This is a genomic window from Aeromicrobium duanguangcaii, from assembly GCF_024508295.1.
Taxonomy (GTDB): domain Bacteria; phylum Actinomycetota; class Actinomycetes; order Propionibacteriales; family Nocardioidaceae; genus Aeromicrobium; species Aeromicrobium duanguangcaii.
In genome coordinates, this window is the sequence record NZ_CP101990.1 from 1559599 (window position 1) to 1582046 (window position 22448).

The 22448-nt window shown below is 69.7% G+C and carries 20 protein-coding genes and 1 tRNA gene; 13 read left to right on the forward strand and 8 right to left on the reverse strand.

The features are described from left to right. The first annotated feature begins 5 nt into the window (after nucleotides 1–5). Together der and glsA are read left to right on the forward strand one after the other, a co-directional pair. A complete protein-coding gene (der, locus tag NP095_RS07810) occupies nucleotides 6–1328 on the forward strand; it encodes a ribosome biogenesis GTPase Der (RefSeq protein WP_232416470.1) in 1323 nt (440 codons plus the stop codon). After that, nucleotides 1328–2464, forward strand: coding sequence for a glutaminase A (gene glsA, locus NP095_RS07815; protein WP_232416469.1), 1137 nt, complete (start codon nucleotides 1328–1330; stop codon nucleotides 2462–2464). Before der ends, glsA begins: the two co-directional genes overlap by 1 nt. Here the strand turns inward: glsA and NP095_RS07820 are convergent. Together NP095_RS07820 and NP095_RS07825 are read right to left on the reverse strand one after the other, a co-directional pair. Further along, the gene (locus NP095_RS07820) at nucleotides 2461–3651 is read right to left on the reverse strand and encodes an HNH endonuclease signature motif containing protein (RefSeq protein ID WP_232416468.1); all 1191 of its coding nucleotides are present in this window, start codon (nucleotides 3649–3651) and stop codon (nucleotides 2461–2463) included. The genes glsA and NP095_RS07820 overlap by 4 nt on opposite strands. Nucleotides 3652–3713: 62 nt before the next feature. Further along, the gene (locus NP095_RS07825) at nucleotides 3714–4679 is read right to left on the reverse strand and encodes an L-lactate dehydrogenase (RefSeq protein ID WP_232416467.1); all 966 of its coding nucleotides are present in this window, start codon (nucleotides 4677–4679) and stop codon (nucleotides 3714–3716) included. Nucleotides 4680–4752: 73 nt separating this feature from the next. Between NP095_RS07825 and NP095_RS07830 the strand changes: the two genes are divergently transcribed. Beyond that, nucleotides 4753–4826, forward strand: a tRNA-Pro gene (locus NP095_RS07830). A gap of 90 nt (nucleotides 4827–4916) precedes the next feature. Continuing rightward, nucleotides 4917–5840 (forward strand): class A beta-lactamase, encoded by a 924-nt coding sequence (gene bla, locus NP095_RS07835; RefSeq protein WP_232416466.1) that lies wholly within the window; start codon nucleotides 4917–4919, stop codon nucleotides 5838–5840. Here the strand turns inward: bla and NP095_RS07840 are convergent. Continuing rightward, nucleotides 5741–6583, reverse strand: coding sequence for a gamma-glutamyl-gamma-aminobutyrate hydrolase family protein (locus NP095_RS07840; protein WP_232416465.1), 843 nt, complete (start codon nucleotides 6581–6583; stop codon nucleotides 5741–5743). The genes bla and NP095_RS07840 overlap by 100 nt on opposite strands. Before the next feature lie 208 nt (nucleotides 6584–6791). On the opposite strand from NP095_RS07840, the gene NP095_RS07845 reads away from it, so the two are divergent. Both NP095_RS07845 and NP095_RS07850 read left to right on the forward strand, forming a co-directional pair. Beyond that, nucleotides 6792–8165 carry a hemolysin family protein gene (locus NP095_RS07845; protein ID WP_232416464.1) on the forward strand — a complete coding sequence of 458 codons (1374 nt, stop codon included), beginning with the start codon at nucleotides 6792–6794 and terminating at the stop codon, nucleotides 8163–8165. Further along, on the forward strand, nucleotides 8162–9193 hold the full coding sequence (locus NP095_RS07850) for a hemolysin family protein (RefSeq protein WP_232416463.1): 1032 nt from the start codon (nucleotides 8162–8164) through the stop codon (nucleotides 9191–9193). Before NP095_RS07845 ends, NP095_RS07850 begins: the two co-directional genes overlap by 4 nt. Here the strand turns inward: NP095_RS07850 and NP095_RS07855 are convergent. Continuing rightward, the gene (locus NP095_RS07855; RefSeq protein WP_232416462.1) at nucleotides 9190–10656 is read right to left on the reverse strand and encodes an APC family permease; all 1467 of its coding nucleotides are present in this window, start codon (nucleotides 10654–10656) and stop codon (nucleotides 9190–9192) included. The genes NP095_RS07850 and NP095_RS07855 overlap by 4 nt on opposite strands. Before the next feature lie 243 nt (nucleotides 10657–10899). Then, the gene (locus tag NP095_RS07860) at nucleotides 10900–12258 is read right to left on the reverse strand and encodes a glutamate decarboxylase (protein ID WP_256765894.1); all 1359 of its coding nucleotides are present in this window, start codon (nucleotides 12256–12258) and stop codon (nucleotides 10900–10902) included. A gap of 221 nt (nucleotides 12259–12479) precedes the next feature. Here NP095_RS07860 and NP095_RS07865 point away from each other — a divergent pair, with 221 nt between their 5' ends. Next, complete coding sequence (locus NP095_RS07865) at nucleotides 12480–13055, forward strand: MOSC domain-containing protein (RefSeq protein ID WP_232416460.1); 576 nt, start codon at nucleotides 12480–12482, stop codon at nucleotides 13053–13055. On the opposite strand, the gene NP095_RS07870 is transcribed toward NP095_RS07865, so the two are convergent. After that, the gene (locus NP095_RS07870) at nucleotides 13052–13519 is read right to left on the reverse strand and encodes a PPOX class F420-dependent oxidoreductase (protein WP_232416459.1); all 468 of its coding nucleotides are present in this window, start codon (nucleotides 13517–13519) and stop codon (nucleotides 13052–13054) included. The genes NP095_RS07865 and NP095_RS07870 overlap by 4 nt on opposite strands. 33 nt (nucleotides 13520–13552) lie before the next feature. On the opposite strand from NP095_RS07870, the gene NP095_RS07875 reads away from it, so the two are divergent. Then, complete coding sequence (locus NP095_RS07875; protein ID WP_232416458.1) at nucleotides 13553–13960, forward strand: NUDIX hydrolase; 408 nt, start codon at nucleotides 13553–13555, stop codon at nucleotides 13958–13960. 7 nt (nucleotides 13961–13967) lie between these two features. On the opposite strand, the gene NP095_RS07880 is transcribed toward NP095_RS07875, so the two are convergent. After that, nucleotides 13968–14834 carry a class II glutamine amidotransferase gene (locus tag NP095_RS07880; RefSeq protein ID WP_232416457.1) on the reverse strand — a complete coding sequence of 289 codons (867 nt, stop codon included), beginning with the start codon at nucleotides 14832–14834 and terminating at the stop codon, nucleotides 13968–13970. Nucleotides 14835–14977: 143 nt separating this feature from the next. Here NP095_RS07880 and NP095_RS07885 point away from each other — a divergent pair, with 143 nt between their 5' ends. Then, entirely contained in the window at nucleotides 14978–15475 is a 498-nt protein-coding gene (locus tag NP095_RS07885; protein ID WP_232416456.1) for a DUF1269 domain-containing protein, read from the forward strand. A gap of 39 nt (nucleotides 15476–15514) precedes the next feature. Then, complete coding sequence (locus tag NP095_RS07890; protein ID WP_232416455.1) at nucleotides 15515–16894, forward strand: helix-turn-helix transcriptional regulator; 1380 nt, start codon at nucleotides 15515–15517, stop codon at nucleotides 16892–16894. Nucleotides 16895–16898: 4 nt separating this feature from the next. Here NP095_RS07890 and NP095_RS07895 read toward each other — a convergent pair whose 3' ends face one another. Further along, nucleotides 16899–17435, reverse strand: coding sequence for a potassium channel family protein (locus NP095_RS07895; protein WP_232416454.1), 537 nt, complete (start codon nucleotides 17433–17435; stop codon nucleotides 16899–16901). A 129-nt stretch (nucleotides 17436–17564) separates the two neighbouring features. Here NP095_RS07895 and NP095_RS07900 point away from each other — a divergent pair, with 129 nt between their 5' ends. Genes NP095_RS07900 through NP095_RS07910 form a run of 3 tightly spaced genes read left to right on the forward strand, consistent with a single transcriptional unit; the run spans nucleotide 17565 to nucleotide 22446 of the window. After that, nucleotides 17565–18758, forward strand: a complete 1194-nt coding sequence (locus tag NP095_RS07900) for an NAD-dependent epimerase/dehydratase family protein (protein ID WP_232416453.1) — start codon at nucleotides 17565–17567, stop codon at nucleotides 18756–18758. Further along, complete coding sequence (locus tag NP095_RS07905) at nucleotides 18755–20551, forward strand: hypothetical protein (RefSeq protein ID WP_232416452.1); 1797 nt, start codon at nucleotides 18755–18757, stop codon at nucleotides 20549–20551. The genes NP095_RS07900 and NP095_RS07905 overlap by 4 nt, the downstream gene beginning before the upstream one ends. Further along, on the forward strand, nucleotides 20551–22446 hold the full coding sequence (locus tag NP095_RS07910) for a glycosyltransferase (RefSeq protein ID WP_232416451.1): 1896 nt from the start codon (nucleotides 20551–20553) through the stop codon (nucleotides 22444–22446). Before NP095_RS07905 ends, NP095_RS07910 begins: the two co-directional genes overlap by 1 nt. Nucleotides 22447–22448: the final 2 nt, after the last annotated feature.

Consider the following 22448-nt stretch of genomic DNA (forward strand, 5'->3'; position numbering starts at 1 on the left):
GTGGGGTGTCCACACAGCCCGTTCTCGCCGTCATCGGCCGTCCCAATGTCGGTAAGTCGACTCTCGTCAACCGCATCATCGGTCGCCGCGAAGCCGTCGTGGAGGACGTTCCCGGCGTGACCCGCGATCGCGTCCCCTACGACGCGATCTGGAACGGCCGTGCCTTCACGGTCGTCGACACCGGCGGCTGGGACCCCGACGCCAAGGGCATGGCCGAGCGCATCGCCGCCCAGGCCGAGGTCGCCATCGCCGTTGCGGACGCCATCTTGTTCGTCGTCGACGCCACGGTCGGCGCGACCGACATCGACGACAAGGTCGTGAAGCTGCTGCGCGCCTCCGGCAAGCCGGTCGTGCTGGCCGCCAACAAGGTCGACGACCAGAAGGGCGAGCTCGAGGCCGCATCGCTGTGGAACCTCGGACTCGGCGAGCCGTACGCCGTCTCGGCCCTGCACGGCCGTGGCAGCGGCGACATGCTCGACGCCATCCTCGACGCGCTGCCCGAGGCCCCGGAGGAGGACTTCGACGCCCCGCGCGGCCCGCGCCGGGTCGCGATCGTCGGCAAGCCGAACGTGGGCAAGTCCAGCCTGCTGAACAAGTTCGCCGGCGAGGACCGCGTCGTCGTCGACAACGTCTCGGGCACGACCGTCGACCCCGTCGACGAGCTGGTCGAGCTCGGTGGCCGCGTGTGGACGTTCATCGACACCGCCGGCATCCGCAAGCGCGTGAAGACCGCGACCGGTCACGAGTACTACGCCAGCCTGCGCACCTCCGCCGCGATCGAGCGCGCCGAGGTCTGCGTCATGGTGATCGACGCCAGCGAGTCCATCAGCGAGCAGGACCTGCGGATCATCAACTCGATCGAGGAGACCGGCCGCGCCGTCGTGCTGGCCTTCAACAAGTGGGACCTCGTCGACGACGAGCGCCGCTTCTACCTCGAGCGCGAGATCGAGCGCGACCTCGTGCAGATCCCGTGGGCGCCGCGCATCAACGTGGCGGCCCGCACCGGCTGGCACATCGACCGGCTCGTGAAGGCGCTCGACGCCGCACTCGAGGGCTGGGAGACCCGCGTGTCGACCGGCGCGCTCAACTCGTTCCTGGGTCGCCTCGTGGCCGAGCACCCGCACCCCGTGCGTGGCGGCAAGCAGCCGAAGATCCTGTTCGGCACGCAGGCCTCCACCGCGCCGCCGACCTTCGTGTTGTTCACCTCGGGCAAGCTCGAGGCGGGATACCTGCGCTTCATCGAGCGCCGTCTGCGCGAGGAGTTCGGCTTCGTGGGCAGCCCGATCCACCTGACACAGCGCCCCCGCAAGAAGCGCGAACGCCGCTGATGAGGTCGCCGGTTCCGGAGTACCTCGACGAGCTCCTGCGGGAGTGCGTCCAGGGAGACGACTCCGAGCCGGCGGCCATGGCGCTCACCACAGTGGACGACGCCCACCACGGGGCGGGGGACGTGGAGCACCGCTTCACGATCCAGTCGATGTCCAAGCCTTTCGCCTATGCGCTGGCGATCGAGCGGCTGGGCTGGGACGCCGTGCACGAGAAGATCGACGTGGAGCCGTCGGGCGAGGCCTTCAACGAGATCTCGCTGGACTCGGAGACCGGGCGTCCGCACAACCCGATGATCAACGCGGGCGCGATCGCCACCGCCGGGCTGATCGGCTCGTTCGACACGTTCGCCGAGTTCGCCTCGAAGCTGGCCGGCCGCGAGCTCGGGATCGACGAGGACGTGTTCGCGTCAGAGATGGACGACGCGCACCGCAATCTCGCCCTGGCCCATCTGCTGGCCGCGTACGAGATCATCGACGAGCCCGTCGAGGCGGTCGAGCACTACCTGCGTCAGTGCGCGCTGTCGGTGGACGTTCGCGACCTGGCGACGATGGCGTCGGTGCTGGCCAACGGGGGAGTGCACCCCGACTCCGGGGAGCGGCTCATGGCCGAGCGGACCGCCATCCAGGTCCTGAGTGTGATGGCCACCTGCGGCATGTACGACGACGCCGGGGATTGGCTCGCCTCGGTCGGCATCCCGGCCAAGAGCGGCGTCTCGGGCGGAATCATCGGCGTGCTGCCCGGTCAGGTCGGGGTCGCGGTGTTCTCGCCCGAGCTGGACGACCACGGCACCAGCGTCGTCGGCGTCGAGATGATGCGTCGTCTGTCGGACGAGATGGGCATGCATCTGATGAACCCGGGCCGGCCGTCGAAGTCGGCGCTGTCCGACGTGCAGATCGACGACGACCAGACGGTGTACGTGCTGGCCGGCGACCTGTTGTTCTCCAGCGCCGAGTCGCTCTTCGCGCGGCTGATCGCCGACGCGCCCGGCACGGAGGCCGTCATCCTGGACATCTCTCGCGTCGGTGAGATCAGCGACGTCGGCCGCCGGATGGTGTTGGAGGCCAAGAGCCGCCTCGAGGAGGACGGTTTCACGGTCCGGGTCGTCGACGCGGACGACACCAACCGCCTCGACTAGCCGGCGCACAGGTCGAACTCGATCACCACGGGTGAGGGCAGGTGCCATCGCTCGCGCCGTTCAACCGGCGGGGCGATGTACTTCTCGGGCAGTCGTCCGTGCGACTTCATGTTGTGGTGCTTGCGGCACAGGCAACGGAGGTTCGCCGCGGTGGTGCCACCGCCCCGGTCGTAGGCGAGCTCGTGGTCCAGGTCGGTCTCTGAAGCCGGGGCCCGGCATCCCGCCACCCGACAGGTTCCGTCGCGCCAGTGCAGCGCGGCTCTGAGTGCTCCGGGTGGCTGGTATCCCAGCGCGCTGGTGTCGAGGACGTTGCCCACGGGGTCGAGCACGAGGCGACGGAACAGCGTTGTCTCGGAGGCGGCGAGGTCGCGTACCCACTCGGGCGCCAGCGCGTGTTCGCCGTCGCGCGTGATGCCGGGGCCGTCGGTGAGACCGACGAGGTCGGCCGCATCGATCGCGATGGCGATCTCGGCGTGGATCTGCGTCTCGGTGCCGGTGCACGACGTGAGCCAGTGTCCGACGAGGTCGGCCTGCTTCTGGTCGCGAGTGCGGCGGTCGCGGTCGCCCGTGTCGGGGTCGATCTTCGGGAGGGCCTTGGCGGCGCGCCGCAGTCGTTCGCCGACCGCGATCGCGACAGGCGTGGGGAGCAGTGCGGACAGCCAGGACGTGCCGTCGTCGTTGTGGCTGATGTCGACCCGGCGCGTCTCGACCGCACGGCTGGCCTCTGCCTGGACCGCAGCGGGTTCGAGCCGCGCGCGCAGGCGCTTCAACCAGCTGCGCAGCTCGCCCAGCGTGTGTGTGGTGGCGTATCCGACGACGCTGGCATCGAGTGCCTCGACGGAGGCCGTTGTGGTCAGGCGGTCGATGGTGGCGGCGATCTGCGAGACGCGGACGGCGTCGAGCGAGCCGTCGCGGAAGGCGATCCACACGCGGGGCGCTCGATCCCGGACGGTGCGGGCGTCGCTGACGATGGCCCACACCCGGTTCTCGGTGACGTGGAGCGCCTGCGCGATCTCGAGGGTGACCTCGCGCCGACCGAGCTCCTTGCCGATCGGCGGCACGTCCTGGGCGTCGACCTCGTCGGTGCCGAGCGTGTGAGCGGCCAGGATCATCGACCACGTCGCGTACTCGGCACGCGCCTGCACCCGTGCCGCGGTACGCAGCATCGAGGCGGTCGAGGTGTCCATGCCGAAAACCTACGAGGGACCTCCGACACTGCCTCGGGGCCGTTGCAGAGCCGACGACCGCGTCAGATTCCGAGGTCCTCCTGGACCTTCTTCAGGGCCTCGGCCGAGGCGCGCAGGTGCCGCTCCTCCTGCGCCGACATGCGCACGTCGAGGACCTGGGCGACGCCGCGAGAGTTCACGACACTGGGCAAGGACAGCGCGACGCCGTCGATGCCGTGGTGGCCGCGGTGGACGATGCTCACCGGCAGGACGGCGTTCTCGTCGTTGAGGATCGCCTCGACGATGCGGGCAGCCGAGATGCCGATCGCATAGTTGGTGGCCCCCTTGCCCTCGATGACCTTGTACGCCGCATTGCGGACGGTGTCGGCGATCTCGTCGAGCTCGGCGTAGGTGAAGGGGCGATGCCCGGGGGTGGCGCTGGAGGGCTGCCAATCCAGGATGGGCACCGGGCCGATGCGTGCCTGGGACCAGAGGGCGAACTCGGTGTCGCCGTGCTCACCGACGATGTCGGCGTGGACGCTGTTCGGCGCGATGCCCGCGCGGGTGGCCAGCAGCTGACGCAGCCGCGAGGTGTCGAGCACCGTGCCTGACGCCATCACCCGCTCGTCGGGCAGTCCGGTGATCTTCTGCGCGGCGACGGTCAGGACGTCGCACGGGTTGGTCACCAGCATGTAGACGGCGTTCGGCGCCTGCTCCATGAGCACTGGCAGCAGACTCTCGAGGATCCGGACGTTCGTACCGGCCAACTCGATGCGCGACTGGCCCGGGTCCTGCTTCGCACCCGCCGTGATCACCACCAGATGGGCGCCCGCGACCACGGACGGGTCGGCGCCCCCGATGATCTGACTGCTGCCGGTGTAGAGCGCGCCGTGCTGCAGATCGAGCACCTCCGCCTCGACCTTGGCCTGGTTCACGTCGTACAGCGCGATGGTGCGAGCCGAGCGACGGATCAGGCAGGCGTACGCGATCGCGGTGCCCACGCTGCCGGCTCCGATGACGGCGACCTTGGAGTTCTCGATGACGGCCATGTCTCCAGTGTCACCCCGGGGTGGCCCGATGACGACTCCTGCAGGACCTGCGGTAGACTCTTGCAGGTTGTCACGGGCTGTAGCGCAGCTTGGTAGCGCACCTGACTGGGGGTCAGGGGGTCGCAGGTTCAAATCCTGTCAGCCCGACAACGGAAAGCCCCGGGAGACCGGGGCTTTCGTCATTTCCGGGCACCGACCGTTCCTGACGCGAACGAGGACGAGGGGGGAGTGCCGCCGATGACGAGACTCACGACCAGAACGTTCTCCAGGCTGCTGGGTCTCACGGCGGCTGCCTTGGTGCTCACGGGGTGTTCCGCGGCGTCCGAGCCGACCAGCGAACGCACAGCGACGCAGACGACGACCGAGTCGCCCGCCAGCGCCCAGGTTGCTGATCGGCTCGCAGCGCTGGAGGAGCAGCACGACGTGACGATCGGCGTCAGCGCCGTCGACGCGCAGGGAAGGCTCTTGGAGTACCGGGCCGACGACCGGTTCGGCTACGCGTCGACGGTGAAGGTGTTCGCCGCCGCGACGCTGCTGGCCGAGAAGACGCCGCAGGAGCGTGCGAAGAGCGTGCGATGGACGCAGGCGGACATCGACGCTGCCGGCTACTCGCCCGTGACGTCTGCGCACTTGGAGCGGCGTCTGACCCTGGACGAACTGGCCGAGGGCGCCGTGCGCGACAGCGACAACACGGCGATGAACCTCGTGCTCCGGTCCGTGGGCGGCGCTGAGGCGGTCGAGAAGTTCCTGCGAACCCTGGGCGACGACCGCACGCAGCTCGACTCCTACGAGCCGGACCTGAACACAGTGACGCCGGGCAAGCCCGCCAACACGACCACCCCGGCCGCGTTCAGGGCTGCGCTCCGGGTCGTGCTGGAGAAGAACGCCCTCGAACCGCAGGAACGCCGCACGCTGCTCGACTGGATGAGCGGCAACAGCACCGGCGACGCGCTGATCCGTGCGGGGCTTCCCGCCGAGTGGAAGGTCGCGGACAAGTCCGGCGGGTCGGGCGGCATGCGCAATGACATCGGCGTGGTCACCGGCCCCGGCGGTCAGACGGTCTACCTCGCGGTGTTCACGTCGACCAACGATCCCGAGGCCGAGTACGACGACGTGGTGGTCGCGGAGGCGGCGCGCGCGGTGCTGGCCGAGTACTCCTGACCGGGCCGCTGCGGCACGCCGGCCTGCTCGGCGAGACGCCGCAGCAGGGGAGCGAGCTGGCGCTCGGCCACCGCAGGATGCTCGGGGTGCCACTGGATCCCGGTGATCGGCGCGCTGTCGTGGACGACCGCCTCCACCACGCCGTCAACGCCGTACGCGGCGACGCGGAGTCCGTCGCCGAGCCGGTCGACGGCCTGGTGGTGGCTGCACCGCACGTCCTCGCTCACGTCGACGGAAGACGCCAGCGTGTCGTCGGCGAGGGCGACCCGGTTGCGGACGAAGGGATCGTCGCCCTCGGCGCGGTGGGTGTGGCCGGTCTCGAGGTGAGGCACGAGCGCACCGCCCAGGGCGACGTTCAGGACCTGCAAGCCCCGGCAGATGCCCAGCACCGGGGTGCCCGAGGTCAGGCAGCGGCGGACGGCCGCGATGTGGGCACGGTCCGCGGCGGGCTCGTGGACCCCCGACCCGGGGTACTCGGTGGCCCCTTCGTAGAAGGAGGGGTGGACGTCCTCCCCACCCATCAGCACGACCGCGTCGGCCCGGTCGACCGCCGCCAGCGTCTCATCGACCTCGACCTCTGCCGAGGCGACCGCCGTGACGCGCCATCCGAGACTGCCGGCGACAGCCGTTGTCGCGGCGTTGAGCGCATCCAGCTTCTCCTGGAAGTGCGGCGCGTGAGGGCGGTTCGTGCGCAGGTGCAGGAGCGCGAGGGTCAGCGGTGCGGCGGCGTGGGGGGAAGACATGGCGCGAGCCTAGACACGACGTGTGACGTCCACGTTTCGGATCCGGGGCCGGCGGGTGGCTTGTGTCGAGCCGGTTGTCTGATCCCTCTAGACTCACCTTTCACCGTGACGCCCGTCGCGACCCTCGACCTAAGAGAGACATGGACATACACAGTACGAACCCCCTGCCTGCAACTGAGCGACACGCGGTCGGGGGGAGTGGGAACTGATGTGGCTGCTGACTCTGCTGCTGGGTGTCCTGGTGGTGTTGCTGATCACCGCGGTGACCGGCTACTTCGTCGCCCAGGAATTCGCCTACATGGCGGTCGATCGGGCCCGGTTGGGCTCGCTGGCCGAGCGCGGTGACCGCCGCGCCGAGCGCGCGCTGTCGGTGACGCGCCGCACCTCGTTCATGCTGTCCGGCGCCCAGCTGGGCATCACCGTGACCGGCCTGCTCGTGGGTTACGTCGCCGAGCCGTTGATCGGCGCGTCGCTGGGCACCGCCCTCGGCGGCGTCGACGTGCCGACCGGTGTCGGCATCGCCATCGGCACCGTCCTGGCCCTGCTGTTCTCGACCTTCGTGCAGATGATCTTCGGCGAGCTGTTCCCGAAGAACCTGGCGATCGCGAAGCCCGAGCCCGTCGCCTTGTGGCTCGCTCGCTCGACGACCCTCTACCTCGCCGCGTTCGGCTGGCTGATCACGTTGTTCGACGCGGCCTCCAACGCGCTGCTGCGCGTCCTGAGGATCGCGCCCGTCCACGACGTCGAGCACGCCGCGACCCCGCGCGACCTCGAGCACATCGTCGAGCACTCCGGCCGCAGCGGCGACCTGCCGCACGAGCTGTCGACGCTACTGGACCGTGTGCTGGACTTCCCCGACTCCGACGTCGAGCACGCCATGATCCCGCGGTCGCGGGTCGACGTGCTGCGCGCCGACGACACGCTCGCGCAGGTGCGCGCCGTGATGGCGTCGGGCCACTCGCGGTACCCGGTCCTCAGCGAGGACGAGCAGATCCTGGGCATCGTCGAGCTGGCCGACGTCCTCGTCGCGGACGATCCCCGGCGCACGGCGGCCACGCTGGCGCGTCCCGCGCTGATCCTGCCCGCGACGATGAACCTTCCGATGGCTCTGCGAGAACTACGAGGGTCCAAGCGCCAGCTGGCCTGCGTCGTCGACGAGTACGGCAGCTTCGACGGTGTCCTGACGATCGAGGACATGGCCGAGGAGCTCGTTGGGGAGATCACCGACGAGCACGACCCGGCAGATCCGTCCGTCGAGTCGATCGACGACGACGGCACCTGGGTGATGGGCGGCGACGTCCACATCGACGAGGTCGAGCGCGCCGTGGATCGCGAGTTGCCCCACGGCGACTACGAGACCATCGCAGGACTCGTCATCGCCGAGCACGGCACCCTGCCCGACGTCGGCTCCACGGTCGAGGTCGACCTGCCCGTGGACCCGGCCACCCTGGCCGAGATCGACGCACCGCCGAGGACGCGGATGCGCGTGGAGGTGCTCGAGATCGACCGGCACGTCCCCGCGCTCGTGCGCATCACGTGCCCGATCGACATCACGGACGAGAACGAGGAGAGCGACCGATGAGCAACCCCTGGGTGATCGGTCCGGCGACCGTCGCGCTCATCGCGTTGAGCGCCTTCTTCGTCGCGGTGGAATTCGCGCTGCTGGCCGCCAAGCGGCACCGGCTCGAGGACGCCGCCGCCACCAGTCGCTCCGCGCGCGCCGCGCTGCGCAGCTCGGGCGAGCTCACACTGCTGCTCGCGGGATCGCAGCTGGGCATCACGGCCTGCACCCTGGCGCTCGGCGCCATCACCAAGCCGGCCGTCCACCACTGGCTGACACCGTGGTTCGAGACCTGGGGCATGGCGCTGTGGGTCGCGGACGTCGCCGGCTTCGCGCTGGCGCTGGCGATCGTGACGTTCCTGCACCTCGTGGTGGGGGAGATGGCGCCGAAGTCCTGGGCCATCGCGCACCCGGAGCTCTCGGCCACCGTGCTGGCGATCCCGATGCGCGGGTTCATGTGGCTGACGCGTCCGCTGCTGATCGGGCTCAACGAGATGGCGAACTGGTGCCTGCGGAAGGTCGGCGTCGAACCGGCTGACGAGCTGTCGGCAGGGCAGAACTCCGATGATCTCCGGCACCTGGTGGCCCACTCGGCCACCGCCGGCACCCTGGACCCGACCTACTCCAGTCAACTGGCGATCGTCCTCGAACTGGAGTCGCTGACCGTGGCGGACCTGGTCGAGCCGGGGACGCGGCCCACTGCTGTGGCGACCGACGCCTCGGTGGCGGAGGTGCGGCAGGCGGCCCTGCACTCGGGGCACCTGCGGATCCTCCTGGCCGATGATGAAGGAGCCCGGGGGTTCGTGCACGTGCGCGACACCCTGCTGCACGCCGACGACAGCAACGCCGATGCGCTGCTGCGGCCGGTGCTGGCCCTCGAGCCGTCGACGCCGGTCTACCAGGCGTTGACGTCGATGCGCGAGACCCGGAACCACCTCGCCGTGGTGACCGCAGCGGGCGAGGCGACCTACGGCGTGATCACGATGACCGACGTCCTGGACCGGCTGTTCCCGTCCGCGCCGGTCGGCGCGGACGGGACAGCGAACTAGGTGCCGGTGCCGCCGGGCGTCGCCGTTCCGGCGGGCGTCGTCTGCGCTCCGGCGGCGGGTGGCGGGTTGACCAGCACGGTGTCGGCCGTCGTCCGCTCGGCGTCGGTGCGCTGGTCCCACCCGGGCCGGCGCAGCGCGTAGAAGATGAGCGGGGGAACGCCGAGTCCGATCACGACCAGCAGCACCACGAGCGGGTACCCCGCTTCGGACAGTCCGCTGAAGCCCGAGGGCCGGACGAACGCCAGGATGAACGCCGCGGCACAGGCCACGAAGCCCAACCCGCCGACGAACGTCATCGCCGGAGTCCGATACGTCCGCACCACGTCGGGCTGGGACTTCCTCAGCTTCAGCGCCGCCGCGAACATCAGCATGTACATGATCAGGTACAACGCGGCCGCCATGTCCACCAGTGCGATGAAGGCCGTGTTGCCGTTCGGCAGCAGCACGAACAGCAGCGCCAGCAGCGACACGATGAGGCCCTGCACGCCGAGGATGCCGACCTGGACGCCCGCCTTGTTCCGGCGCTGCAGCAGCGGCGGCAGCAGACCCCTCCGGGCCGCGGCCAGCAGACCACGCGAGGGGCCGGCGATCCACGTCACGACGGACGCGAACGCGCCCAGCGCGATGAGCGCAGAGATCACCGGGGTGCCCCAGGACATGCCCCAGTGGTCGAAGAACTCCTGGAATGCGAGGTTGATGCCGGTCGTCAGCCCGAGTTCCTTCTTGGGCACGGCCAGGCTGATCGCGATCGTCGGCAGGATGAACACCAGCAGGATCAGCCCCGTGGCCAGCGCGATGGACTTCGGGAACCCGCGGCCGGGATCCTTCAGGTCGTTCGCGTGCACCGCGTTGACCTCCATGCCGGCGTACGCGAGCACGTTGGAGACGATCAGCACGATCGACGCCAAGCCGGTCCACGGCGGGATGACCGCCTCGGGCTCCAGGGACGTCTGCGACTTCTCTCCGGTGGTGAGCCACACGATGCCGAAGATGATCAGCAGCGCCGCCGGCAGCAGGGTGCCGAAGATGCCGCTCCAGGAGCCCACCTTGGCGAACAGGTTGCCGCCGGCCAAGGTGATCAGCGTGGATCCCCAGTACAGGACGAGGATGACCGCCGCGGTGTAGAGGCCCTTGTTCGCGAGTCCCTCGTCACCGATCACGAACGACAGGCTGGCCGCGATGAACGCGATCTGGGTCGGGTACCAGACGACGTTCTGGATCCACTGGAGCCAGATCGCCACGAACCCGAGCCGGTCGCCGAACGCCTCGCGCACCCAAGTGAAGACGCCACCCTTCCAGCCGGTCGCCAACTCGGCCGCGACGAGCGCCGTCGGCACGAGGAACACGATCGCGGGCACGATGAACAAGAAGATCGACCCGAGCCCGTAGAGGGCCATGGCCGGGAGCGACCGCAGCGAGGCCACGACCACCACCGTGAGCATGGCCAACTGGGTGACCGACATCGCGACCTTCGCGCTGGCCGCCGGTGCCCCGATCGCCGGCCCTGAGTGCTCCGGAGGATTACGCCGTCCCGGCTCCCCGTAGGGATGCGGCTTGATGTGCTCGGCCGACGGCGCGTGTGTCCCGTCCGCCCGGAGGAACTTGCCTGTGCCACCGCTGGTGTTTGCTGCCCTGTGCCCTGTCGTCATGATCTCGCCCCATTCTGTCGACGGTCGTGCGAACTTTCGATGCTCGTGCGAACACACTCAGTGGTGGAAGCCGGACTTCTGCCCCTCGGTGGGCATCGGGCCGGTGAGCGCATCGAGATACGCGACCTCATCGCGCAGATCCGCGAGGAAAGACGACGCGAGATCATGACTGAACCCGTTGCGCACCACGATGCGCTGCACGGTGAGGTCGGGCAGATCCGCCGGCATCGGGTAGGCCGGGACGAGCCAGCCCTTGGTACGCAGCCGGTCCGACAGGTGATAGAGATTCCAGTTCTCGGTGTGGCCCTCACGCAGGCTCCAGGCGAACACCGGGATGTCGGAACCGTCGTTCCAGAGCTCGAACGCCGGCATCTTCGCGATCTCGCCCGAGAGGTAGAGCGCGACGTTGCGGGAGTTCTCCTGGACCGCCGTGTAGCCGGTCCGGCCCAGGCGCAGGAACATGTAGTACTGCAGCAGCACCTGGGAGCCCGGCCGCGAGAAGTTCAACGCGAACGTCGGCATGTCGCCACCGAGGTAGGACACCCGGAAGATGAGGTCCTCGGGCAACGACTCCAGATCGCGCCACACGACCCAACCGAGACCGGGATACACGAGTCCGTACTTGTGACCCGAGGTGTTGATCGACGCCACGCGCTCGACCCGGAAGTCCCAGGCGAGGTCGGGCTGGATGAACGGTGCGATCATGGCGCCGGAGGCTCCGTCGACGTGGATCTTGACGTCGAGCCCGGTCGACTCCTGGATCCGGTCGAGTGCCTCGGCGATCTGGGTGACCGGCTCGTACATGCCGGTGTAGGTGACGCCCATGATCGCCACGACGCCGATGGTGTTCTCGTCGACGTAGGACTCGAGGTCGTATCCGTCGAGGACCTTGTGCTCGAGCGAGATCGGCACGTAGCGGGCCTCGACCTCGAAGTAGTTGCAGAACTTCTCCCAGCAGACCTGCACTGCCGTGGAGAGCACGAGGTTCGGCCGGTCGGTCGACTTCCCCTCAGCGCGGCGGGCGGCCTGCCACCGGCGCTTGAGCGCCAGTCCGCCGAGCATCGCGGCCTCCGAGGAGCCGATCGTCGAGGTGCCGATCGTGTGCTCGTGGTCCGGTGCGTGCCACAGATCGGCGAGCATCGTCCAACAGCGCGTCTCCACGGCCGCGGTCTGCGGATACTCGTCCTTGTCGATCATGTTCTTGTCCGCCGCCTCGCTCATCAGGCGGGACGCGTGATCGTCCATCCAGGTGCCGACGAAGGTCGCGAGGTTCAGACGGGCGTTGCCGTCGAGCATCGCCTCGTCGTGGACGATCTGGTAGGCGGTCTCCGGAAGAGACTCGCCCGGCGGGAAGTCGAACTTCGGCAGTTCCGTGGCCTCTCCGGGCCGTGCGAAGATCGGATTGAGCTCGACCACTCCCGGCTCCTCGGCGCGGTGTGCTGCTCGGGTGGAATTCGTGACCATTACGCCCCCATGGCAATCGGTAACTCCGGTTGGGGGGACCTATTTCAGGCTAGGCCCGACCCGATGAAGTGGAAAGTCAGACGCGATTCGCCACCGGTTTCGCCCTGGAAGCGCAGGCGTAGATGGGATGTTGCCGGTGCCCCGGATCGGCGACTTCTGGCAGCATGGGCCTCGTGTCCGAGCCCCGCGTCGTCGCCGTCAGCCGGGACGACCGGCACCGCTTCAGCAAGGTGCCCGCCACGTCGATCCACCTGGTCGCCGGCCACGGCGTGGAGGGTGACGTCCACGCCGGCTCGACACTCAAGCATCGGTACGGGCCGCACCGTGGACAGACGCTCCCGAACCTGCGCCAGGTGCATCTGCTCGCCTCGGAGCTCTTCGATGAGGCGCGCTCCGCGGGCTACGAGCTGGGCCCGGGCGATCTCGGCGAGAACGTGCTCACAGAAGGCGTCGACCTCCAGGTCCTGCCGGAGGGGACCCTGGTGGACCTCGGCGGGCCCGTCGTTCGGCTCACCGGCCTGCGCAATCCGTGCGTGCAGATCAACCGGTTCAAGCCCGGCCTGATGAAGGTCGTGCTGTCGAAGGCCGATGGCACGCCCTCGGAGCGTCCCGTGCCGCTGAGCCGGGCGTCGGTCGTCCGCAAGGTGGGCGTGATGGCCGTGGTCGAGATCGGCGGCGACGTTGCTGCAGGTCAGCCGATCGCCGTGACGCTGCCGGACGGTCCCCACCTGCCGCTGGCTCCGCTCTAGTCCTGGACCAACCGCGCCGGGAAGCCGCCGGTGGCGACCGGGCCCCACGAGGTCGGCGTGATGCGGATGATGCTCTTGCCCTGGTCCAGCATCGCCTGGCGGTACTCGTCCCAGTCGGGATGCTCACCCGAGATGTTGCGGAAGTACTCGACGAAGGCATCGAGCGCCTCGGGGACGTCGAGGACCTCCGCCGTGCCGTCGACCTGCACCCAGGCGTCGTTCCACTCGTCCGACAGGACCACCACGCTGACCTGCGGATCGCGCCGGGCGTTGCGGGTCTTCGCGCGCTCGGGGTAGGTGGAGATCACGAGGCGTCCGGAGTCGTCGACGCCGCCGGTGACGGGGGAGGCCTGGGGGCGGCCGTCGGCGCGGCGCGTGATGAGGATGAACCGGTGACGCGGCCGGACGAACTCCAGCAGCTCGTCGAGGTCGACGCGGGTGTTGGTGGCGATGGAGCGAGGCATGGCGTCACGCTACGCCGGGGCATCATGGACGGCATGTCCGAATCTCCGGTCCTGGCCGCCGGCGCCGTCATCGTGGATCCCGCCGGTCGCCTCCTGCTGGTCCGACGTGGACACGAACCGGGACGCGGGCTGTGGTCGGTGCCGGGCGGGAAGGTCGAGCCGGGGGAGACGCTCGCGGAGGCCGCTGCCCGAGAGGTGCTGGAGGAGACCGGTCTGCTCGTCACCGTCGGACGCGAGCTCTGGGTCGCCGTCGTGCCCACCGGCGACGGACGCGAGTACGAGATCCACGACTTCGTCGCCACGGTCGTCGGTGGAACGCTGCGAGCTGCTGACGATGCCGACGACGCGGCGTGGTTCAGCCCCGACCGTCTCGTCGATCTGCCGCTGGTGGAGACCCTCCTCGCCCACCTGCGCCGAGCGGGGTTCGTCACAACTCCGTGACCTCGTCTCAGGGCAGGCGCGGCCTGAAGTCGCCGATCACGTTGTCGCCCGGCTGCACGATGCCGTAGCTCGACTCGGGGACGGGGTGCCACGCCCCGGCGAAGTCGCCGAGCGGCTCCGACACCACGACCCGCGTCTCCTCGTCCAGACCCACGAACGCCGGGTTGTCGGGATAGAGGCTGCGCAACGTGGTGATGTCGGCGCTGACGTAGAGCGTGCGGCTCTGGTGCTCGCTGGAGTACCGGAAGGCCCACAGGCTCTCGCCGTCGGAGGTCGCGACCGTCATCTGCATCGGGTGCTCCACGCCGTGGCGCCGCCCGGTCGCCTCGACGAATCCGACCATCCGCTCGACCGCCGCGACGGGGTCGTCCCGGAGCCCGAACGTCAGCGCGAGGTGGAACATCAACTCCGAATCGGTCGAGCCCTCGACGCAGGAGAAGAGCTCGGGGTCGATCGCCAGGAACAGGTCGCGCTTGATCCGTCCGAACTCGCGGATCGCACCGTTGTGCATCCACAGCCAGCGGTCGTGGCGGAAGGGGTGGCAGTTCGTCTGCTGCACGGGCGAGCCGGTGCTGGCGCGCAGGTGGGCGAAGAACAGGCCCGACGAGGTCGAGCGGGCCAGCTCGCGCAGGTTCTGGTCGTTCCATGCCGGCTCGACGCCGCGGAACAGCACCGGAACCTCGGGGCCTCGCGTGTCCGGCATGGACCGGGTCGACGTGTCGAGCCCGTACCAGCCGACGCCGAAGCCGTCGCCGTTCGTCGCCTCGGCCCCCATCTGCGCGTGCAGGCTCTGGTCGATCAGCGAGGGCGACGGCCGGTAGAGCAGCTCCTCGAGCAGGATCGGACTGCCTGAGTACGCCAGCCATCGACACATCGTGAGCTCCTGCCGCGGGGGATGCCACGCGCAGCGTCTCCCAGATCCCGAGGCGGCGCATCATCCCCTGGGGATGATGCGGATCGGCGCGGTCGGGGGTGCACTTGGGGTGTGGCACCGTGCCACCGAGAAGGAGATCGACCATGGCCCAATCGACACTGACCGTCTGGAAGTTCAACACCCCCGAGGGAGCGGAGGAGGCCGAGCGCACCCTGCAGGACCTGAGCAAGCAGAACGTCCTCAACCTGCTCGACGCAGCGACCGTCTCCTGGCCGGAGGGCAAGAAGAAGCCGAAGACCAAGCAGCTGTACTCGACCGCCGGCGTCGGCGCGCTCGGTGGGGCCTTCTGGGGCCTGCTCTTCGGGATCATCTTCTTCCTGCCGGTCATCGGAGCCGCCGTCGGCATGGCGGCCGGCGCCCTCGCGGGAGCGCTGACCGACGTCGGGATCGATGACGACTTCATCAAGAAGGTCCGCGACAAGGTGACTCCCGGGACGTCGGCGCTCTTCGTGCTGACCTCGGACGTGGTGCTGGACAAGGTCAAGGAGGCGTTCGCGAGCCACGAGCCCGAGGACCTGCTCTTCACCAACCTCAGCAGCGACCAGGAGTCCGCACTGCGGGAGGCCTTCGGCACCGAGTGACGCGGAGCGCGCCCGTCCGGGCCGTCATACGCTCGAAGCATGACGGCTGTCGGACCGCGCGGGCCCGCCGAGGCATTCGCTCTCGAGGAGCACGTTCTCGGGCCGGTCCCGCGTGCGGCGCACGCGGCAGCACGAGCCGGCTGGCCCGGGGTTCCGGGTCGGCCGTCCCATTTCCTGAGCCGACATCGACTGCTCGACCTCCTGGATGCCGCCTCGAGCTGCCGCCTGGTCCTCGTGCGGGCCCCGGCCGGGAGCGGCAAGACCGCACTGGTGTCCGACTGGGTGTCCCGCCGGGCGTCCGGCAGGGTCGAGTGGGTCACCTTCGAGCGCGGTGACCTGCTCTGGCCGGGCATCCTCGGCGCCCTCGTGCGGTGGGGGATCCCGGCGCCACCCGGAAGTGGCCTGCAGCGCGGCACCACGCTCGGTCCCGAGGCGCGCCGGGCGCTGGTGCGGACCGTGGCCCGGGCGCGGGAGACCCTGACGGTTGTGCTCGACGGGCCCGAGATCGACTCGCTCCGGTCGTCCACCGACCTGGACCTGCTGCTGCGCCACGGCGGGGGTCGGCTTCGCGTGGTCCTCCTGACGCGGGACGAGCCCGCGTTGCCGTTGTACCGGTACCGGCTCGATGACGCGATGATCGAGATCGGCCCCGCGGACCTGGCTTTCACCCGCCCCGAGTCCGAGCTGCTGCTGGCCGGCATGGGCGTGCGCGCACCGACGGACGTGCTCGACGCCCTCCAGTTGCGGACCGCAGGTTGGGTCACGGGCCTGCGCTTCCTCGGGCACGCGTTGGCGGGGGAGGAGGACAGCGACGCGGCCATCGCCCGCGTGACCGCGGACAGCGGGGACATCGCGGAGTACCTCCGGGCGGAGGTACTGGCCCGTCGCTCGCCGAACGAGAGCGAGTTCCTCATGGCGATGAGCGTCCCGGCGACCCTCCCGCCGGGACTGGTGGCGGTCCTGGGCGGTCGTTCAGCCGCGCGCATGCTCGCGGGGCTCGGTCGGTCCAACGCCTTCATCGACGCCGTTCCCGGCCTTCCTGGCCACCACCGGCTCGCACCGTTCTTCCGCGCGTTCCTGCGCGCTGAGCTGGCGCACCGTTCCCCGCAGCGGGCGATCGAGCTGCACCGCCAGACCGCCGACTGGCTGGCCGGACATCATCGGCCCGGTCCGCCGCCGCAGCGCCGTGCCGCGGGAGAGTCTCCGCCCCCACGACCCGTCGAGCCGCTCACGACGAAGGAGCTGGAGGTGCTCGAGCACCTCGGCGAGCTGTTGACGACGGAGGAGATCGCCTCGGCCATGTACATCTCGGTGAACACCGTGCGGACGCACGTGCGCCACATCCTGCGCAAGCTCGGGGTGTCGCGCCGCAACGCCGCGGTCCGGGTCGCCCGGCAGTACGAGCTGTTGGGCCGCTGAGACCTCAGTACTCGCCGGGCGACCGACGACGGTCCGTGCGGGCCCAGCGCACGGCTGACACGAACAGCTTCACGACGACGCCGATCAAGACCAGATCGAGGAGGATCTGGGCGGTCACCAACAGCCGCATCGACTGGGTCACCGGCACGATGTCGCCGAAGCCGACCGTGGCCAGGCAGGTCACCGTGAAGTAGAGCGCGTCCGTGCGCGTCAGCGGCTCGTTGAAAGCGGCCGGATCGTTCGTCGACGCGGCGAGATAGGTCCGCGCGAAGATCACGAGGAAGACGGGCACCACGAGTGAGAGCGCCTCGACGGCACGGATGGTCGGATGGGTCGCGCGCACGATGAGCGGAACCTGGACCGCGGCCACGGCACCGAACACGACCAGCGCCACGGCCAGTCCCGTGAACTCCGTCCCCGCGGAGCGAAGCGGCACGAGCCAGTAGGCGGCAGCCAGGGCGGCGAGCGAGACCGCGATGCGGACCGCGGCGATCCAGCCGAGACGGCGGACCTCGGAGCGGGATGACCGCGCGTCGCTCATCGTGATCGCGTCCTCCTTCGGGCCGACGTCTCGCCGGTCGTGCGCTCCTTCGGGGGACTGTGGGAATCGCTGACCCGAGCGTAGTCTGAAAATCCGCCCCCCGGTGGCACGATCCCTTAGGCGGCGATCATGAAGGTTCTCGTACTCGGCGGCGACGGCTTCTGCGGCTGGCCCAGCGCCCTGTCGCTCTCCCACGCGGGGCACGAGGTGGCGATCCTCGACAACCTCGTCCGGCGGCGCATGGACGAGGAGCTCGGGGTGCAGTCCCTCACGCCGATCGCGTCCCTGCCCGAGCGGCTGGACTGCTGGGAGGACAAGACGGGGCGCCGGATCGTGCACCACGACATCGACCTGGCCCACGACTACCCGGCGCTGCTCGAGGTGTTCCAGTCGTGGCGTCCCGACGCGATCGTCCACTTCGCCGAGCAGCGATCGGCCCCCTATTCGATGAAGGACAGCGCCCACAAGCGCTACACCGTCGACAACAACGTGAACGGGACGCACAACGTGCTGGCCGGCCTCGTCGAGGCGAAGCTCGACGCGCATCTCGTGCACCTGGGCACCACCGGCGTCTACGGGTACGAGAGCTCGCCCATCGACATCCCCGAGGGCTACCTGACCGTGTCCTATCCGGACCGGCTCGGCGCGACCGTCACCCGCGACATTCTGTACCCGACGAAGCCGGGCAGCGTCTATCACATGACCAAGTCGATCGATCAGCTGCTGTTCCAGTTCTACGCGCAGTACGACAACCTGCGGATCACGGACCTGCACCAGGGCATCGTGTGGGGCACCCAGACCGACGAGACCCGCCTCGACGAGCGACTGATCAATCGGTTCGACTACGACGGCGACTTCGGCACGGTCCTGAACCGCTTCCTCATGCAGGCCGCGATCGGCTACCCGCTGACGGTGCACGGCACCGGCGGCCAGACCCGCGCGTTCATCCACGTGCAGGACACGGCCACGTGCGTGCGGCTGGCGGTCGAGTCCGGCGGCACGGTTCACGGCCAGGTGCGGATCATGAACCAGCTCGCGCAGACCCTGCGGGTCATCGACCTGGCTCGGCTGATCGAGCGCGAGCTCGGCGCGACGGTCGAGTTCCTGCCCAACCCTCGGGACGAGAGCGCGGAGAACGACCTCGACATGGTGAACGACAACCTGCGCAACCTGGGGTTCGACCCCATCCTGCTGGAGGAGGGGCTCTTCGAGGAGTCCGTCGGCATCGCCGCCCGGTACGCCGATCGCTGTGACCGTTCCAAGATCCGCGCGACCTCCTACTGGAACGAGGAGCGCCGCGCCGCGGTCGAGGCCGAGTCGTGAACAGCACACGCACCTGGCTGCCATGGGGCGCACTGGCGTTCCTGGTCGCGGCGATCCTCATCGTGATCGGGTTCGCGATCGCGCGGCCGTCCTGGTTCGACGGTGACGCGGCGCCGGGGGAGCGCGAGTACGCCAAGTCGCTGCTGGACGTGGGGGAGGAGGACGGAGTCCGGCTGAGCGACGACAACACGACGTCGCGGAGCTTCTCGCTGCCCGTCCCGGTCGACTCGCGCATCGAGAACCCCGTGCTCAGGCTGCGCGGCCAGACGCAGGTCGCCGAGTCGAGCACCGTCTTCCTGCGGGTCCTCGTCGACGGGCAGGCGCTGTACGTCGACGAGCTCAGGCGCGGCGACCACAAGCTCAGCGCCGACATCGACCTGCCTGACAGTGCCGTCGAGAAGGGCGTCGTGAACGTGCAGGTCAAGACGGACGGCAGCCTGGACCAACGGCGCTGCAACATCACCGAGGATCTCGGCGCCCTGGTGTTCCTCGACCCCGAGCGCACCGGGGTGCGCGCCGGTCTGGACGAGCGGGTGCACACCGTGCGCGACGTCGTGGCCGGCCTCGACCATGAGGTGCGTCTCGTGCTGTCGGACTCGGCCGAGGGCGAGGAGTGGTTCGCGACGGCCGCCGAGCTGGCCGCCTTCCTGACCCAGCAGGGACACGACGTCACGTACTCCAGCGAGCCGGGCGACGGCGACTCCCAGATCCTGGTGGGAACGGCCGACGGCCTCGACGGAGTGGACTGGGAGTCCGATGACGAGGGATCGGTCCGGGTCGCGCGCCGGGACGGTCAGCCGGTGCTGGCGGTGGTCGAGCCCGCCGCGGACGTGGTGCCCACCTTCGTGACGACCAGTCCGGTCACCACCGCGGACTCCGAGAGCAGCACTCCGGAGCGCGAGGAGGTGGAGCAGGCGAGCGGGACCTCCATCAATCTCGAACGACTCGGCGCCGACACCTCGGTCCAGCAGATCAGCGATCGCCGCACGTGGCAGATCGACTACGCGCTCCCGGATCTTCCCGGTGGCACCGTGCCGACCGCCCTGCGCCTGCAGATGATGGTCCCGGCCACCACGGTGGATGCTCGCTGGATCGTCGAGGTGCGGCTCAATGACGACCTCGTGGCGACCCAGCGGCTCGGGGGCATCGGCCGCCAGAACGTGGCAGTGCCGCTCCCGGCCGGTCGCGAGCTCGTCCGCAACGACCTCGCGGTGACGCTCATCAGGGATCGCGACCTCGGTGGCTGCAACGTGCGCCGGACCTCGTACGACGTGCAGCTGCTGCCCGGTTCGACGCTGACGGTCGGCGGGGACGGCGCCGGGTTCACCGCCGTGCCGGCGGACTTCTCCGGCGGATTCGACGTGGTGTTGGACTCGTCGCGTCTCGACGACCCCACCCGGACGCTGGCCGCGCTGGTGCCCACGCTCGCGGAGTTCAGCAGGTGGCGTGAGGCCGCTCGGTTCGCTTGGGACGGCGCCCCGGCGCAGCGTCCCTTCCTGCTGCTGGGCGAGCCGGAGCGTGCGCTGGCGCCCGTCGTCACAGTCGCCGACGGACGGATCGAGGCCGCGGGTCTGGATCTCAGCGCGTTCAAGGACGGGTACGTGGTGCAGCCGGTGACGTCGGGCGCGACACCCGGTCTGGCGCTCACCCCGGTCGGCGAGCCGGACGACCAGGTGCCGCCCTACGGCCGCGAGCGGACCCGCGTGGTCGCCACCGGCGGTGGCGGATTCGTCGTGACGCCCCAGGGGCGGGTGGAGACTGTTCCCGCGGCGCGCGCCGGCATCGAGGACTGATGACGGAGCCGCCCGGACCGGCTGTCCCGCCCGACGCCGACCTCGATCACCTCGACGTGCCCGAAGCGGTGCGGGACCACTACCGGTCCGTCGACAGCGCCCCGATCGAGTACTCGGTGGACCGACCGGACCGGGTCGTCAATGCCTGTCTGGTGTCCTTCGCTGCCCTCGGGCTGCTGGTGCTCCTCGCGATGGTGATCCTGGTCCGGACGGGGTGGCTCGACGAGCGGCGTGACGCCGTCTTCTACGCGCCCGGCGGCGATCGGGCGTTGATTCCCGTCCGGATCTTCATCCTCGTGTTCTTCGTCGTCTTCAGCCTGAGTCTGGCCACGAACGCGTGGCGGCGCGCGTGGGTGCTCCTGCAGCTCTGCGGAGGCCTGCTGCTGACCGGTCTGCTCATCGACACCGCGGCGTGGACGCTCGAGGGCACGCTCGACATCGAGATCCCCGTCGCCGCTCAGCAGATCGCCTCGGGCATCGTCGCGCTGGCGATCTTCCCCGTGGTGGTGCTCTACAACGCCCATCTGCCCGAGCCGCTGCCGCGTCCCGCGCGCTTCCAGCACCTCACCGTGAGCGCCTGGCTGCGCTTCTTCGGGCCCTTGACGCTCGCCGTGATCCTGGCTGAGCTGGCGGCCCGGCGGTTCGACGCCGTGGTCTGGACGATGCGCGAGTTCGCCCTGATCGGTGGCGTCGGCCCTGGTGTCTTCCTCGTTCAGCAGCTGATCGTGTTGCTCGCGTTCGTCATCGGCACGGTCGTGGTGCGCCGGTCACGCCAGAATCCCTTCGCGCCGGCCGTGGGCGTCGTGGTCCCGGCCCACAACGAGGCCCACGACATCGCCGCCACGATCGGGGCGATCGACGTGGCCGCCGGCGCCTACTCCGGTCCGGTCCGGCTCTACGTCGTGGACAACGACTCCACGGACGACACCGCGGAGATCGCGCAGCGCGCCATCGACCGAGCGCAGCACCTGAGCGGGATCCAACTGAAGTGCCACACGGCGGGCAAGGCCCGTGCCCTCAACTACGGCATCGCGCGCATCACGGAGCCCTTCGTCGTGCGAGTGGACGCCGACGTCATGCTCGACGACCAGGCGATCGTCCTGGCGGCCCGGCACTTCCACGACCCGCGGGTCGGCGCGGTCGGGGGAGTGCCCATCCCGGTACGCGTGGGGACCTTCTTCAGCCGGGTCCGGACCATCGAGGTGCTGGTGCGTCACGCCTACTTCCAGGTGGCGAGGACCGGATACGAGGGCATCGTCGGCGTGCCGGGCATGTTCACCATGGTGCGCCGCTCCGCGCTGGCCCAGGCAGGACCGATCCGTGAGGGGATCAACGGCGAGGACACCGACCTGTGCATGCGCCTGAACGCGCTCGGGTATCTCTGCCTGGCCGATCCGCGGATCCGGTACCTGACGGAGACACCGCACACCTGGGCGCACATGCGGGAGCAACGGCTGCGCTGGTTCCGCAGCACCTATCACGTGGCGTCGCACCATCGCCGGACCCTGCTGCGTGCCCATTCCATGGCCGGGGTGTTCGTGCTGCCCTTCGCGCTGTTCAACTCCGCACGCCGGGCGCTGCTGGCCCCGCTGCTGCTGTTCGCCGTCCTGGTCTTCGCGGTCTTCCCCAACACCTTCTCGGGGCTGCGGTGGCAGCCGGTCCTCGCGATGATCGTGGGCCTTCCCGCCCTCGTCGCCGTCGCGGTCTGCGTGATGAACCGGCAGCCGCGGGCGCTGCTGTACGTGCCCGAGTACCTCGTGTTCCGGATCATCCGCAGCTACTTCACGTTGGGCGCCGTGCTGAGCCTGCGCTTCGACCCCCTGCCGCCACCGTGGCGGCGCGGTGGGCCGCGCACGGGGCTGACGGAGTCCCGAACGGAGAACGGCTCGCAGTGACG

What these genes read in the sequence shown, in the direction of transcription:
- NP095_RS07910 (WP_232416451.1), top strand. Translation starts at nt 20,551, where the DNA reads ATGACGGAGCCGCCCGGACCGGCTGTCCCGCCCGACGCCGACCTCGAT.
- NP095_RS07855 (WP_232416462.1), bottom strand. Translation starts at nt 10,656, where the DNA reads ATGTCGGTCACCCAGTTGGCCATGCTCACGGTGGTGGTCGTGGCCTCG.
- NP095_RS07890 (WP_232416455.1), top strand. Translation starts at nt 15,515, where the DNA reads ATGACGGCTGTCGGACCGCGCGGGCCCGCCGAGGCATTCGCTCTCGAG.
- NP095_RS07885 (WP_232416456.1), top strand. Translation starts at nt 14,978, where the DNA reads ATGGCCCAATCGACACTGACCGTCTGGAAGTTCAACACCCCCGAGGGA.
- NP095_RS07825 (WP_232416467.1), bottom strand. Translation starts at nt 4,679, where the DNA reads ATGGCCGTCATCGAGAACTCCAAGGTCGCCGTCATCGGAGCCGGCAGC.
- bla (WP_232416466.1), top strand. Translation starts at nt 4,917, where the DNA reads ATGACGAGACTCACGACCAGAACGTTCTCCAGGCTGCTGGGTCTCACG.
- NP095_RS07900 (WP_232416453.1), top strand. Translation starts at nt 17,565, where the DNA reads ATGAAGGTTCTCGTACTCGGCGGCGACGGCTTCTGCGGCTGGCCCAGC.
- NP095_RS07895 (WP_232416454.1), bottom strand. Translation starts at nt 17,435, where the DNA reads ATGAGCGACGCGCGGTCATCCCGCTCCGAGGTCCGCCGTCTCGGCTGG.
- glsA (WP_232416469.1), top strand. Translation starts at nt 1,328, where the DNA reads ATGAGGTCGCCGGTTCCGGAGTACCTCGACGAGCTCCTGCGGGAGTGC.
- NP095_RS07870 (WP_232416459.1), bottom strand. Translation starts at nt 13,519, where the DNA reads ATGCCTCGCTCCATCGCCACCAACACCCGCGTCGACCTCGACGAGCTG.
- NP095_RS07820 (WP_232416468.1), bottom strand. Translation starts at nt 3,651, where the DNA reads ATGGACACCTCGACCGCCTCGATGCTGCGTACCGCGGCACGGGTGCAG.
- NP095_RS07840 (WP_232416465.1), bottom strand. Translation starts at nt 6,583, where the DNA reads ATGTCTTCCCCCCACGCCGCCGCACCGCTGACCCTCGCGCTCCTGCAC.
- NP095_RS07850 (WP_232416463.1), top strand. Translation starts at nt 8,162, where the DNA reads ATGAGCAACCCCTGGGTGATCGGTCCGGCGACCGTCGCGCTCATCGCG.
- NP095_RS07845 (WP_232416464.1), top strand. Translation starts at nt 6,792, where the DNA reads ATGTGGCTGCTGACTCTGCTGCTGGGTGTCCTGGTGGTGTTGCTGATC.
- NP095_RS07875 (WP_232416458.1), top strand. Translation starts at nt 13,553, where the DNA reads ATGTCCGAATCTCCGGTCCTGGCCGCCGGCGCCGTCATCGTGGATCCC.
- NP095_RS07880 (WP_232416457.1), bottom strand. Translation starts at nt 14,834, where the DNA reads ATGTGTCGATGGCTGGCGTACTCAGGCAGTCCGATCCTGCTCGAGGAG.